Source organism: Tardiphaga sp. GW822-FHT04G09 (assembly GCF_058800725.1).
The window spans coordinates 621461-635119 of record NZ_JBXAMO010000002.1; the positions used below are offsets into that span (position 1 = coordinate 621461).

Sequence of the window (13659 nt, forward strand, 5' to 3'; positions counted from 1 at the left end):
AAGGATAAGAGATCACCTCCGCCCGAACAGCTTCTCGATATCGCTGAGCTTGAGCTCGACATAAGTCGGCCGGCCGTGATTGCACTGGCCGGAATTGGGCGTGTCTTCCATCTCGCGCAGCAGTGCGTTCATTTCCTCGGGCCGCAGCCGTCGGCCTGAGCGCACCGAACCATGGCAGGCCATGGTGGCTGCCACATGCAGCAGCCGGCGCTCCAGCGGCAGCGCTTCGTCCCATTCGGCCATGTGCTCGGCGAGATCGCGCAGCAGCGACGCGGCGTTGATCTTGCCGAGCAGTGACGGCGTTTCGCGCACGGCGATGGCACCGGGGCCAAAACTGTCGATGGCGAGGCCGTAGCTTGCGAGTTCCTCGGCGCGGTCGAACAGTTTCTCCACGATGGCCTCGTCCATTTCGACGATCTCGGGGATCAGCAGGATCTGCCGTTGCACGCCATTGGCAGCCAGCGATGCCTTCAATCGCTCATAGACGATGCGTTCATGCGCGGCATGCTGATCGACCACGATCATGCCGTCGCGGGTCTGCGCGATGATGTAGTTCTCATGTACCTGCGCGCGCGCCGCACCGAGCGGCCGATCGATCAGGTCAGTCTGCGACGTTTCCTCGAAACGCACATCGGCCGTGGGCGTGCCGACATCGAAGGCCGCCTGGCTCCGCTCGGCAAAGGCAGCCGAGCCATCGAAACCCGGCATGGGGCTAACCGGAAGAGCGGGTGATCGCTTCCAGTCCCAATTGGCATTCGGGCGCGGCGCGAAATTGGGTGCGAAGTTGGGGCGGAACGAGTCCAGCACGGCGCCGTCGCTATTGGCCGCGGTGCGACGTCCTTCGCGGGCCAGGCCTTCCTTCAGCGCATGCACGATCAGTCCGCGCACCAGTCCGGCATTGCGGAAACGCACCTCGGTCTTGGCCGGATGCACATTGGCATCGACCTCCTGCGGGTCGAGCGTGACGAACAGCGCGACGATCGGATGGCGGTCGCGGGGCAGATAATCCGAATAGGCCGCGCGCACCGCGCCGATGATCAGCTTGTCGCGGACCGGGCGGCCATTGACGAACAGATACTGCCCAAGCGCATTGGCGCGGGTCAGCGATGGCGCTGCGGCAAAACCTTCGACCACCACACCTTCGCGTTCGCTGCGCACCTCGATGGCGCTGAGGCGAAACTCGGGTCCGAGAATGTCACCGAGCCGCGTCAACTGTCCGGCCGGACCGGGCAGGGCAGCCGCCCATGTCACCGGCGCGCGTTCCTCGCCGGCCATGGTGAAGGCGATGTCCGGCCGCGCCATCGCGAGGCGGCGGACAACCTCGCGGATCGCTTCGGCCTCGGTGCGGTCGGTCTTGAGAAATTTCAGCCGGGCAGGCGTCGCGTAGAACAGATCGCTGACCTCGACGCGGGTGCCCTGGGTGAGCGCGGCCGGCGCGATGTCAGACTTCTCCCCGCCGTCGACGGTGCGCGACCAGGCATGGGGCTCCGAGGCGTGGCGCGTGGTGATGCTCAGCCGCGCCACGGAGCCGATGGAGGGCAGCGCCTCGCCGCGAAAGCCCAGCGTGCGGATCTGCAGCAGGTCCTCGTCATCGAGCTTCGAGGTGGCGTGGCGGTCCATCGCGAGCATAAGATCGGCATGAGTCATGCCGCCGCCGTCATCGGTGATGGCGATCTTCCGCCGCCCGCCGCCATCGGTGAAGATCTCGACCCGGCTGGCGCCGGCATCGATGGCGTTCTCCACCAGTTCCTTCACGACGCTGGCCGGCCGCTCCACCACTTCGCCGGCGGCGATGCGGTTGACGATGGTTTCTGGGAGCTGGCGAACGGGCATGGAGGTGCTGTGATGTCGGGGTGGGTGACGGACGAATCCGGGCGGTTTGCGCCTGACGCTCACTTAGGAGCCTGATTGCCCCATTCTAGGGCCAGCCGGTCCGGCTGTCCCCGCGACAGGCCCGATTTTCCCCCGGCGATTACGCGAATCGGCCGCCCTTCTGGATCACCTCGATCTTGTAGCCATCGGGATCGGTGGCGAAGAAGAAGCGGGCGAGGAGTTTACCGCCGTGGTTCAGCTCGCGCAGTGGCCCGGCGGTCAGTTTTTCCTGCGCGAAACGGGCATGTTCCGCAGCGACGTCGTCGACGACAACCGCGAGATGCCCGTAGCCGTCACCTAGCGCATAGGGCTCGGTGCGGTCGAAATTCACCGTCAGTTCCAGCTCGAAGGGCGAGGACGGATGGCGGAGATAGATCAGCGCGAAGTCGGGAAATGCGATGCGATCGGCGATCTCCAGTCCGAATGCGCGCTGGTAGAAGTCCAATGAGCGCGCTTCGTCCAGCACGCGGATCATCGAATGAACGGGTTTGGCCATCGGGACAGGTCCTTGATCAGACAGGTTTGGAGGTGGCGCCGCGGCTCAATCGTCGAAACGGCCGCCGCGGCCGGCCTTGATATCGCTGCGGCGCTTCTTGCCGTCGAGGCGGCGCATCTTCGAACCGAGCGTGGGTTTGGTGGCCCGCCGGGGCGCCTGGCGGAAGGCGGCTTCCTGCATCAGTTGGACCAGCCGCTCGATGGCGTCGGCCTTGTTGCGCTCCTGGGTGCGGAAGCGCTGGGCATGGATCACGATCACGCCGTCCTTGGTCATGCGCTGGCCGGCGAGGGTGCGCAAGCGGATCGTGGTGTCCTCCGGCAGCGTCAGCTTCGTTGTATCGAAGCGCAATTGCGCAGCGGTGGAGACCTTGTTGACGTTCTGCCCGCCGGGACCGGACGCGCGGACGAAGACGATCTCGATATCGTCCTCGTCGATGGCAATGGAGCGCGTGATGCGGAGCATGATCCTCCGTAGCACATCCGCCGGCCGTCCGGGCAAGCCTGTGCGCCGTCAGGACCGCCGCGACCCGCTGCGTTCGACCAGCTTCACCATGACCTGCAGGGCATGGTTCGTCGGCGTCGGGATGCCATGCTCGGCGCCCTTGCGGACGATGAAGCCGTTCAGGAAGTCGATCTCCGATGGCTTGCCGCGGGCGAGATCCTGCGAGGTCGACGATTGCTGAAACGGCATGCTGGCGGCGAGGCCGAGGGTCTTGTCCAGCAGATCGGCGGGCAGCGACACGCCGCAGGCGCGCGCCACCGCCAGGCATTCGGTAACGGCATTGGTCACGATATCGGGGACGCCATCGACCTTGAACATCTCGCCATAGGCAATGCCGGCCACCGCCGACAGCGCGTTATAGGCGCAATTGTTGATGAGCTTGGACCACTGCACCGCGTCGATATCGCCGGCGATGGCTGTCGGCACGCCGGCATCGGACATCAGCTTTGCCAGCGCTTCGCTTTGGGGCGAAGCACCGATGATCAGCTCGCCGCGTCCGTTATGTTTGATATGGCCCGCGCCCGGCATCTCCGCGGCCACATAGACCGCCGCGGCAATCACCGGCTGGCTGAGGATGGCGCGCAGGCGCTGCGGATTGTCCACGCCGTTCTGCAGGCTGAGCACGATCGTATCGGCCTTGAGGACGGGCTTCAGCGTTACTGCCGTGCTGTCCGTATCGCCCGATTTCACCGCGAACAGCACGAGATCCGGCGGCGTCAGACTCGCGACGTCCGTCGTCGCCCTGGCCGGAATGAAGCCGGTGAATTCGGCGCTCTCGAAATGCAGGCCACGCGCATTGATGGCATCCACATGCGCCTGTCGGCCGATCAGAGTGACGTCGTGACCCGCGCGCAGCAGCTTGGCGCCGTAGTAGCAGCCAACCGCGCCAGCGCCGATCACCGCGATCTGCATGTCGGCGCTCAGTTGGCCTTCGGCGCCGGGACCACCGGCGCTGCGGCTGCTTGCGGCGCGCGTCCGACCACGACGGTCAGCAGGCCATCGGCCCACAGCTTCTTGGCTGCAGCCCTGGCCTGATCCAGCGTGACCGCATCGACGATCGCATTGCGCTTCTCGATGTAATCGATCGGCAGCTTGTCGAGCTGGTATTGCAGCAGCGCGCCGGCGAGCTTCGATGACGTATCGAGCGCCAGCATTTGCGAGCCCTTGAGATAGGACTTGGCTTCGTCCAGTTCCTGCTGGGTCGGGCCCTGCTCGGCGATGCGCTTCACTTCGCTGGTCACGGTATCGACCGTTTCGGTGGCGCGATCGGCACGGGTGGCGGTGTTGCCGATATAGATGCCGGAATGCTGCATCCACAGCAGCGAGCCGGACACCGAATAGACCAGTCCGCGTTTCTCGCGCACCTCGTGATAGAGCCGCGAGGACAGGGTGCCGCCGCCGAGAATGTGGGTGACGATATAGGCGGCCATGAAGTTCGGATCGTCGCGCTTGATGCCGGGGCTGCCGAAGGTCACCACGGTCTGCGGCACGTCGAGCGTGACGAAGCTCTTCTGCGGCGGCTTGGCGGCAACGACCTCGGGGACCGGCGTCAGGCTGGCTTTTGCGGGCAGGCCACCGAAGGTCTCGTCGAGCAGCTTGCTCAGTGTCGCGGGATCGACGTCGCCGACCACGGCCACCTTCAGTGTGTCCTTGGCGATGACACGCGCCTTGTAGGCCTTGATATCGTCGATGGTGATGCCAGGGACTTCAGTGAGGCTACCATTCGATGGACGGCTGTAGGGATGATCGCCGAAGGCCAGTTCGAGAAACTTGCGGGTGGCGATCGAACTGGGATTGGTGGTCTCGCGGCGCAATCCGGACAGGATCTGCGCGCGGATGCGCTCCACATCGGCGCTGTCGAAGCGCGGCTGTGTCAGCGACAATCGCAGCAGGTCGAAGGCTTCATCGCGATTGTCCTTCAGCATGCGCAGCGAGCCGCGGAAGTAATCGCGCTGGGCGTTGTAGCTGAGTTCGATGGCGCGGCGATCCAGACGTTCATGGAAAGTCTTGGAGTCGAGATCGGCTGCGCCTTCGTCCATCAGGCTGGCGACCATGTTGGCGGTGCCGGACTTGTCCTTGGGGTCCTGCGCCGCGCCGCCGCCGAAGGCGTATTCCATGGCGATCAAGGGCACGGTCGCATCCTGCACGAACCAGGCTTCGATGCCGCCCGGGGTGACCAGATGCTGGATCTTCGCCGCGGCATGGGATGGCGCTGCCGTCAGTGAAGCGAAAGAGAGAACGGTGGCGACGGCGAAGCCGACGCGGCGGGCGTTGCGCAACATCATGTTCACGACCGCTTCTCCTCGCGCTTTGGCGCAGATGTATCCTTGACCAGATAGCCGGTGACCGAGCGCTTCTTCTCGAGCCAGGCTTGCGCCGCGGCGCGCACCTGTTCGGCCGTCACCGTTTTGATGCGGTCGGGCCAGCTGCGAATGTCCTCGACACTGAGGCCGGTAGTGAGGGCTGCGCCATACCAGCGGGCCAGGGAGGCCTGATTGTCCTGCGCATAGATCGCTTCGGCCACGAGCTGCGTCTTGACGCGTTCGAGGTCGGCAGCGGGAACGGGATTTGTCGCGAGGTCGGCAATCACCGCATCCATCGTCTTTTCGATCTCGGCGAAATCGACGCCGGGCCGCGGCGAGGCGGAGATCATGAATTGCGCGCTGTCCAGCGCCGTGCCCTGATAGCTGGCGCCGGCATTGATCGCGAGCTGCTTGTCGACCACCAGCGCACGGTAGAGATATGAATTGGCGCCGCCGCCGATCAACTGGCCGAGCACATCGAGGGCCTGGCTTTCGCCGGCTGCGGCGGTGGTGGCGGACGGGACGAGATAGTAGCGACGGATGCTGCTCTGTTCGACGCGCGGATCGGACAGGGTCACGGCGCGGGGAGCGGCGGGTGTCGGCTCCTGCGGGCGCATGCGCCGCTCGGGGATCGACGGCTGCGCCGGGACGACGCCATAGGTGCGCTCCACCATCGGGCGGATCTCCGCCACATCGACATCGCCCGCGATGATCAGCGTGGCATTGTTCGGTGCATAGAAGCGCTTGTAGAAGGCGAGCGCGTCCTCACGGTCGAGCTTCTCGATTTCCTGATGCCAGCCGATGATCGGGCGGCCATAGGGATGGTTGAGATAGAGCGCTGCCATGATCTGTTCGGACAGGCGCGCATCCGGGCTGTTGGCGACGCGCATATTGTATTCTTCGAGCACGACGTCGCGCTCGGGCAGGACGTTCTCGTCCTTCAGCACGAGGCCGGTCATGCGATCGGCCTCGAATTCCATCATCCGGCCGAGCTGGTCCTTGGTGACCCGCTGGTAGTAGCCGGTGTAATCGGTGGAGGTGAAGGCGTTCTCGTTGCCGCCGATGCGCTGCACCGTCTGCGAGAACTCGCCGGCCGGATGTTTCGCTGTGCCCTTGAACATCAGGTGTTCGAGGAAATGCGCCAGGCCCGATTTGCCGGGTGTCTCGTCGGCGGAACCGACCTTGTACCAGATCATCTGCGTCACGACGGGTGTGCGGTGATCTTCGATCACGACGACCTGCATGCCGTTGGCGAGCTTGAAAGTGGTCGGCGGATTCGATGTCACCGTCTGCGCCCGAGCGCCCGACATGGTGAAGGCGGGAGCCAGCAGCAAGGCGACGACTGCGACGGATCGTGCGGCAAGTCGGAATGATGAGGTCATGGCGGGGCTAGCAGCTCCAAAGCATGGGGAAAGGCGTCACCAAGCTATCGCGCGGAACACATCCGCGCGTGCAGGCTGATCGCAGTGAAAGGACGTCTTTGGAACGGCGGCGCAACGGGAGCGCTGCGATCAGAACTTACCCGTCATCGGGTTGATATTGTAATCGTTCTTCATGGTTTCCTTCGGCCCGGTGCCATAGGCATAGCCCGAGGCAGGCGTCTGGTAACCGGCCGGCGGCTGGGTCAGCGACTCGCGTGTCGGCTCGCCCTTGAACTCGGCGGTCTCACCCTTGTTGCTGCCGAACATGTTCTTGAACAGTCCGCCTTCATAGCCAAGCTGTTTCGGGCTCAGCACGATGTTCTTGTTCGGATCGCCGGGCGAGGAATTGTCCACAGCGGACGAGGCGCCACGTGCACGCTTCGGCGCCATTTCGCGCGGGGTCAACGGACGCGCGGCTTCCAGCACTTCTTCGGGGCGTCCGGTCTTGGCGTTGGCGGCGGCTGCGCGGCGCTGCTGCACGTCGGGATCCTTCGGCCAGTTCGCGACAGGCGCAGGGCCCTTGGCATCCGGCGGCGGCAGGTCGATCTTCGGCGGGACCACCAGCGGCGAGCGCTCGCGGTAGTCGATGCCGGTGTTTTCCATATTGGTGCCGCCGAGACCGGTCATGATCTGCTTGATGACCTTCTGCTCGAACGGCTGGTCTTCTTCCTCGGCATCCTGGGCGCGTGCAGCGCCAGCGGACATCACGAGACCAACGCTAACGGCAACGGCGGTGAGGCGCAGGGCGCGCATCCAGGCGCCCGATGAAGTGTGCAGAGCCCAACCGGTTTCGGTCTCGCGCATCGTGTTCATCCTGTTCAAATATCTGGCGGATCGGCAAGAATCCGAGAAATCCTGCTGCGGTTCCGCTGGTATCGCCCTTGGCCTTGCGTATCGGCTGGGATCAGGGCGCTTTTGCGGCGGGTACCGTGAAGAAAGAGTCATACAGCAGGGCCGCTACACCGGCAACAATGGCAACATCGGCAAGGTTAAACACGTACCAGTTGTAGGTCTTGCCGGCGATGTCGACATGCAGCAGGGCGAAATCGACCACGGCGCCATAGGCGAACCGGTCGATGGCATTGCCGATCGCGCCCCCGATAATCAGCCCCAGCCCGATCGTGGCCAGTCTGGTCTCCGATTTCGCCATCCAGACCGCCAGCGCCACCACCGCGATGGCCTTGATCGCCACCAGCACGACCTGGCCGGTGGGGCCGGAATCGGAGAACCAGCCGTAGCTGATGCCGGTATTCCAGGCCAGGACCAGATCGAAGAACGGCGTGATCCTGACCAGGCCGCGATGGCCGAGATCGAAGCCATAGAGCAGCCACAGCTTCGTCGCCTGATCGAGGATCAGGATGACGATGGCGGCGATCAGCCCGCTGCGGACGGCTGGTTTCAAACAGCCACTCCCAGCGCCTTCCACTCCCGTAGCGCCTGCGCGTCGCGCGGGGTGACGTCGGGATAGTCCTTGTCCTCACCCACGGTCGGCAGAATCTTCCACGACCGCGCGCATTTGGTGCCGACGGCCTTTTCCACCACCACCGCGACGCCGGGCACGTCGTTCAGCGTGAAGGCGCCTGCGGGCGGTTCGGCATTGGTCAGCATAGCATTCGAAGTGATGAACACTTCGGCGAGGTCGATGTCCGCGAGGATCGCGAATACGGCTTTGTCTGACACATAGACCAGCGGCGAGGCTTCCAGCGACGAGCCGATATTCTTGGCGGCGCGCTCGATTTCCAGCGCACCGGTGACGACGCGGCGGACGTTGCGGATGGTGTCCCACTTCGCGGCCAGCGCCTCGTTGCGCCAGGCCGGCAGCGTGTTCTGGAACGGTTCGAGATGCACCGACACGGCCGTGCTGCCGTAGCGCGACAGCCAGGCTTCCTCGGCGGTGAAGCTGAGGATCGGCGCGAACCAGGTCACGATCGACCGGAACAGGTAGTCGATCACAGTCAGCGAGGCCTTGCGTGCCACCGACGACGGCGCGTCGCAATACAGGGTGTCCTTGCGGATGTCGAAATAGAAGGCCGACAATTCGGTGTTCATGAAGGCGGCGAGCGTGGCCACCACCGTCTTGTAGTCGAAATCGGCATAGGCCTGTCGCACCACCGCATCGACTTCCGAGAGGCGATGCAGCATCAGCCGCTCGAGCTCCGGCATGTCGTCGGCCTTGATGCGATCCGCTTCGCGGAAATGCGCGAGGCTGCCGAGCATCCACCGCACGCTGTTGCGCAGCTTGCGATAGGTCTCGATGGTGTTCTTGATGATCTCCGGGCCGATGCGCTGGTCGTCGGCATAATCGGTGGCGCAGACCCACAAGCGCAGGATGTCGGCGCCGGAGTCCTTGATCACCTTCTGCGGCTCGATCGTGTTGCCGATCGATTTCGACATCTTGCGGCCGTTCTCGTCGAGCGTGAAGCCGTGGGTCAGCACGACATCGAACGGCGCGCGGCCACGGGTGCCGCAGCTTTCCAGCAATGACGACTGGAACCAGCCGCGATGCTGGTCCGAGCCTTCCAGATACATCACGGTGTCATCGCCGCCATCGACCTTGCGGTTGATACCGGCGAGGCCGGGGAAGTTCTGCTGGTCTTCGAGCACGAAGGCGTGCGTCGAGCCGGAATCGAACCAGACGTCGCAGATGTCGTCGACTTTCTTCCACGCTTCATTGGCAAGTGGACCGAGGAAGCGTTCGCGGGCACCTTCGGCATACCACGCATCGGCGCCTTCGCTCATGAAGGCTTCGGCGATCCGCAAATTGACGGCGTCGTCGATCAGGATTTCGGCGGAGCCGTCGCCCTTCTCGCGCACGAATACCGCAATCGGCACGCCCCAGGCGCGCTGCCGCGAGATCACCCAGTCCGGCTTGGTATTGATCATGCCGTTGATGCGGTTCTGTCCCGTCGCCGGCACCCATTGGGTGACCTTGATGGCCTCCAGCGCGCGATGACGCAGCGTATCGCCGGGCTTCGCCTTGCCGTCGTCGACGATGTCCTTGTCCATCGCGATGAACCATTGCGGCGTGTTGCGATAGATCACGGGCTTCTTGGAGCGCCAGGAATGCGGATATTGATGCTTCAGGCGCGTACGCGCCACCAGCATGCCGCGCTCGACCAGCGCCTTGATGATGGCCTCGTTGGCGTCGCCCTTCTCGCCCTTGTCGTTGAGCACGCGGGTGCCGGTGAAGCCCGGCGCCTGTTCAGTCAGCGCGCCGTTCTCATCGACGGTATAGGGAATCGTGGTGGCGATGCCGCGCTCGGTGAGCTGGCGGCCATTCGACGTCCAGATATCGAAGTCGTCGCGGCCGTGGCTTGGCGCGGTATGCACGAAGCCGGTGCCGGCATCGTCGGTGACGTGGTCGCCATCGAGCAGCGGCACGATGAAGTCATAACCGCCGGCGAGGCCCTTCAGCGGATGGCGGCATTCCAGATCCTCGAGGATGTCGGACGACATCTCGCTGCTCTTCTTCCAGGACGTCACGCGCGCCTGCTTGAACACGCTTTCGGCCAGCGCGTCGGCGAGGATCAGCAGGTCGCCGGTCTTCAGCCAGTTGTCCTCCGGCGCCTCGGTGACCTCATAGAGGCCATAGGCGATCTTGCGCGAGAACGAGATGGCGCGGTTGGCGGGCAGCGTCCAGGGCGTGGTGGTCCAGATCACCACGGCGGCCTTGGCGAGGCGGCCGAATTCGGCGGCGACGGGGAATTTCACCCAGACCGCGTCGGACGTGTAGTCCTCATATTCGACTTCGGCTTCGGCCAGCGCGGTCTTTTCCACCACGCTCCACATCACCGGCTTGGAGCCGCGATACAGCGTGCCGTTGGCGGCGAATTTCATCAGCTCGCGCGCGATCTGCGCTTCCGCGAAGAAGTCCATCGTCGCATAGCGGCCGGCCCAGTCGCCGATGATGCCGAGGCGCTTGAATTCCTCGCGCTGGATGTCGAGCCATTTGGTGGCATAGGCGCGGCATTCCTGGCGGAACGCGATCATCGCCGCGCCGTCCTTGAAATTCGGCTTGGTCTTGCCCTTGGAGCGGTAGTTCTCTTCCTCGATCTTCCACTCGATGGGCAGGCCGTGACAGTCCCAGCCCGGCACGTAGTTGCTGTCGAAGCCCAGCATCTGCTGGCTCTTGGTCACCACGTCCTTGAGGATCTTGTTGAGCGCATGGCCGATATGGATGTTGCCATTGGCATAGGGCGGGCCGTCATGCAGCACGAATTTCGGCTTGCCCTTGGCGGTTGCGCGCAGCTTGCCGTAGAGGTCGATCTCGTTCCAGCGCGCCAGCATTTTCGGCTCGCTGGTCGGCAGGCCTGCGCGCATCGGAAATTCGGTCTGCGGCAGGTAGAGGGTCTTGGAATAGTCGTTGGCGCTCTTTTGGGCGTCAGATTTGGCGGGCTTGTCGGACATAGGTGCTCTGGCTTGCTCGAATGGCGCTGAAACGCGTGAAAACGCGATGAAACTGGACGGTCCCGGTCTTGCGCCGAGCAAAGCTCAGGCGGAAGCCGGGCCGATAATGCTTATGATGGGGCGCCGTGCAGACATCCGGCACTCAATAGCAGCCGGAACAGGGATCGCAAAGCGTCCTAACGGTGTTTTGACGCTGATCAGGCCTGCTTGCCGATCGACCGGGCCGGATTGCCGGCCACGGTGGCGCCGGGCGGCACGTCCCGGGTCACCACGCTGCCGGCGCCGATCACGGCTCCGTCACCGATGGTCACGCCGGGGACGATAATGGCTCCGCCGCCGATCCAGACATCGGCGCCGATTTTGACCGGCCGGCCGAATTCCAGCCCGCTGCGGCGGGTCGCTGCGTCCCGTGGATGGTCGGCGGCGTAGATCTGCACGGCCGGGCCGATCTGGGTGCGGTCGCCGATGGTGACCTCGACGATGTCCAGGATCACGCAGTTGAAATTCAGGAAAACACCGTCGCCGAGATGGATGTTGTAGCCGTAGTCGCAGAAAAACGGCGGACGGATCACGCAGTCGGCGCCGACTTTGCCGAAATGCTCGGCGAGCAGTGTCCGTCGTTCGGCCACCGGCCGGTCCAACTGCGCGTTGTACTTGGCCAGCCAGGCCTTGTTGGCCTTCTCGTCAGCGACCAGTTCGGGGCTGCCGGGGCGATAAAGCTCGCCCGCCAGCATTTTCTGCTTTTCGGTCTGGGTCAGGGGAGGTCTCCCAGTCTCGGAAACGCATCCGGCGCGGCCGCCAGCGCGGCGCGCGCTTTGGCGCTGTCATCGTCCATCTGGCGGATCAGCGGTTCAATGCTCTCGAATTTCATTTCGTCGCGGATGAAGGCAATGAAAGCGACGTCCAGCGTCTGGCCGTAGAGATCGCCCTTGAAGTCGAACAGGAAGATTTCGAGCAGCGGCGCGCCGTTGTCGAAGGTCGGGCGGCGGCCAAAGGATGCGACGCCGTCGAAGCGCTCGTTGCCGCGGCCGACCCGCACCGCATAGATGCCGTGTTTGAGGCCGCAATTGGCATTCAGGCGGATATTGGCGGTGGGATAGCCGAGGTCGCGGCCGAGCTTCTTGCCGTGGATCACCTCTCCGGTGATGAACCACGGGCCGTTCAGCATCTCGGTGGCCTCGGCCACCTGGCCCTCAGCCAATGCCATGCGGATGGCCGTCGATGACACCGGGCGCTCATCGATATCGATATGTGGCTGCACATCGACCTCGATGCCGAGCCGCGGGGCTTCATTCACCAGCAGGCTGGGAGAGCCGACGCGGCCTTTGCCGAAATGAAAGTCGTAGCCGACAGCGATCCCGCTGATGCCGAGACGCTCGATGAGATCGTGGTGAATGAAGTCTTGCGCCGTGGTGCTGGCGCGTCCCTTGTCGAAGGTCATGACGACGGCGCCGGCGAGGCCGGTTCCTGCCAGCAGGCGCAGTTTGGCGGCCTCGTCAGAAAGCCGGAATTGCGGCGTGTTCGGGCTGAAGAAACTGCGCGGATGCGGCTCGAAGGTCACCGCCAAAGCGCTTGTTTTATGCAGTTCCGCCATGCGTAGCGCAGCACCGATGACGGCGCGGTGGCCGAGATGGACGCCGTCGAAATTACCCATGGCGACGACGCATCCGCGCGGGATGGCATCGGCAGGCGTTGTGTCGCGGATCACGCTGAAAGCAGTCGTCATGATTGGATTCGTTGATGGTTTTGGCGGGTGAGGGACCGTGACGCGCCCGCCGCCCCGAAGTCAAGCGAAGGTAAAATCGGCTTTCTTCTCGAATTTGACCAATTTCAGGCCACGGGGCGGTTAACTGGAAATTTAACCCACCCTGCTAATTCTGGCACCTAGCCGCGGACAGCAATGCTCGCCAATCCCGGCTGGAACGGTTTGCCTGACGGCAAATATCATTTTTGCATTTGCGTATCGTGCCTCAGGGGGAATGAAGATGGCGGTTGATTTGTCGATGACGGTGCTGGTGGTGGACGATTACAACACCATGATCCGCATCATTCGCAATCTTCTGAAGCAGCTTGGTTTCGAACACATCGACGATGCCAGCGATGGTTCGATGGCGCTGGAAAAGATGCGCACCAAGAAGTACGGCCTGGTGATTTCCGACTGGAACATGGAGCCGATGACGGGCTACGACCTGCTCAAGGAAGTCCGTGCCGATCCCAACCTGTCGCAGACCCCCTTCATCATGATCACGGCAGAATCCAAGACCGAGAACGTGATCGCCGCCAAGAAGGCCGGCGTGAACAACTACATCGTCAAGCCGTTCAACGCGGCGACGCTGAAGACCAAGATCGAAGCCGTGTTCCCCGACACCGTGCCGGCGTAACCGGCGAGCTTCCTGCGTCAGAGCTTTTGAGTTTCGCAATGCCCGGCCTCGTGCCGGGCATTTTGCGTTTCGGCTCTCCACCGTCATTCCCCGGCAAACCCATTGGTTTGCCGGGGAATGACGGTGTGGGGCGGCAAGACAACGCCAAACATTTTTTCCTATATCTGTTGACAGCATCCCCATATTGATTATTTTCCCCTCCGTCCTGCCCCACCGAGAGGGGCGATCGCGATCGTCACGATTGCGGGGCGGGATGCGGTGGACGCCGGAGATGCGGC

12 protein-coding genes are annotated in these 13659 nt (G+C 63.7%); 1 reads left to right on the forward strand and 11 read right to left on the reverse strand.

What is annotated here, in order from left to right; translation table 11 throughout:
• Positions 1–12: 12 nt before the first annotated feature.
• The 11 genes from mutL to AC1RLZ_RS06745 form a co-directional block, all read right to left on the reverse strand.
• Positions 13–1833 carry a DNA mismatch repair endonuclease MutL gene (mutL, locus tag AC1RLZ_RS06695; protein ID WP_493187973.1) on the reverse strand — a complete coding sequence of 607 codons (1821 nt, stop codon included), beginning with the start codon at positions 1831–1833 and terminating at the stop codon, positions 13–15.
• A gap of 139 nt (positions 1834–1972) precedes the next feature.
• On the reverse strand, positions 1973–2368 hold the full coding sequence (locus tag AC1RLZ_RS06700) for a VOC family protein (protein ID WP_493187974.1): 396 nt from the start codon (positions 2366–2368) through the stop codon (positions 1973–1975).
• A gap of 45 nt (positions 2369–2413) precedes the next feature.
• Positions 2414–2830 (reverse strand): alternative ribosome rescue aminoacyl-tRNA hydrolase ArfB, encoded by a 417-nt coding sequence (gene arfB, locus AC1RLZ_RS06705; protein WP_493187975.1) that lies wholly within the window; start codon positions 2828–2830, stop codon positions 2414–2416.
• A gap of 48 nt (positions 2831–2878) precedes the next feature.
• On the reverse strand, positions 2879–3781 hold the full coding sequence (locus AC1RLZ_RS06710; RefSeq protein WP_493187976.1) for a ketopantoate reductase family protein: 903 nt from the start codon (positions 3779–3781) through the stop codon (positions 2879–2881).
• Positions 3782–3789: 8 nt separating this feature from the next.
• The gene (locus tag AC1RLZ_RS06715; RefSeq protein WP_493188010.1) at positions 3790–5151 is read right to left on the reverse strand and encodes a M16 family metallopeptidase; all 1362 of its coding nucleotides are present in this window, start codon (positions 5149–5151) and stop codon (positions 3790–3792) included.
• Between the two features lie 5 nt (positions 5152–5156).
• On the reverse strand, positions 5157–6554 hold the full coding sequence (locus AC1RLZ_RS06720) for a M16 family metallopeptidase (RefSeq protein ID WP_493187977.1): 1398 nt from the start codon (positions 6552–6554) through the stop codon (positions 5157–5159).
• 129 nt (positions 6555–6683) lie between these two features.
• The gene (locus tag AC1RLZ_RS06725; RefSeq protein WP_493187978.1) at positions 6684–7397 is read right to left on the reverse strand and encodes a hypothetical protein; all 714 of its coding nucleotides are present in this window, start codon (positions 7395–7397) and stop codon (positions 6684–6686) included.
• A gap of 100 nt (positions 7398–7497) precedes the next feature.
• Positions 7498–7995, reverse strand: a complete 498-nt coding sequence (gene lspA, locus AC1RLZ_RS06730) for a signal peptidase II (protein ID WP_493187979.1) — start codon at positions 7993–7995, stop codon at positions 7498–7500.
• The gene (gene ileS, locus AC1RLZ_RS06735; RefSeq protein WP_493187980.1) at positions 7992–11000 is read right to left on the reverse strand and encodes an isoleucine--tRNA ligase; all 3009 of its coding nucleotides are present in this window, start codon (positions 10998–11000) and stop codon (positions 7992–7994) included. Before ileS ends, lspA begins: the two co-directional genes overlap by 4 nt.
• Before the next feature lie 197 nt (positions 11001–11197).
• Positions 11198–11758, reverse strand: a complete 561-nt coding sequence (locus AC1RLZ_RS06740) for a sugar O-acetyltransferase (RefSeq protein ID WP_493188011.1) — start codon at positions 11756–11758, stop codon at positions 11198–11200.
• Positions 11755–12726, reverse strand: a complete 972-nt coding sequence (locus AC1RLZ_RS06745) for a bifunctional riboflavin kinase/FAD synthetase (protein ID WP_493187981.1) — start codon at positions 12724–12726, stop codon at positions 11755–11757. The genes AC1RLZ_RS06740 and AC1RLZ_RS06745 overlap by 4 nt, the downstream gene beginning before the upstream one ends.
• 259 nt (positions 12727–12985) lie before the next feature.
• Here AC1RLZ_RS06745 and AC1RLZ_RS06750 point away from each other — a divergent pair, with 259 nt between their 5' ends.
• The gene (locus AC1RLZ_RS06750) at positions 12986–13381 is read left to right on the forward strand and encodes a response regulator (RefSeq protein ID WP_089263591.1); all 396 of its coding nucleotides are present in this window, start codon (positions 12986–12988) and stop codon (positions 13379–13381) included.
• Positions 13382–13659 lie beyond the last annotated feature (278 nt).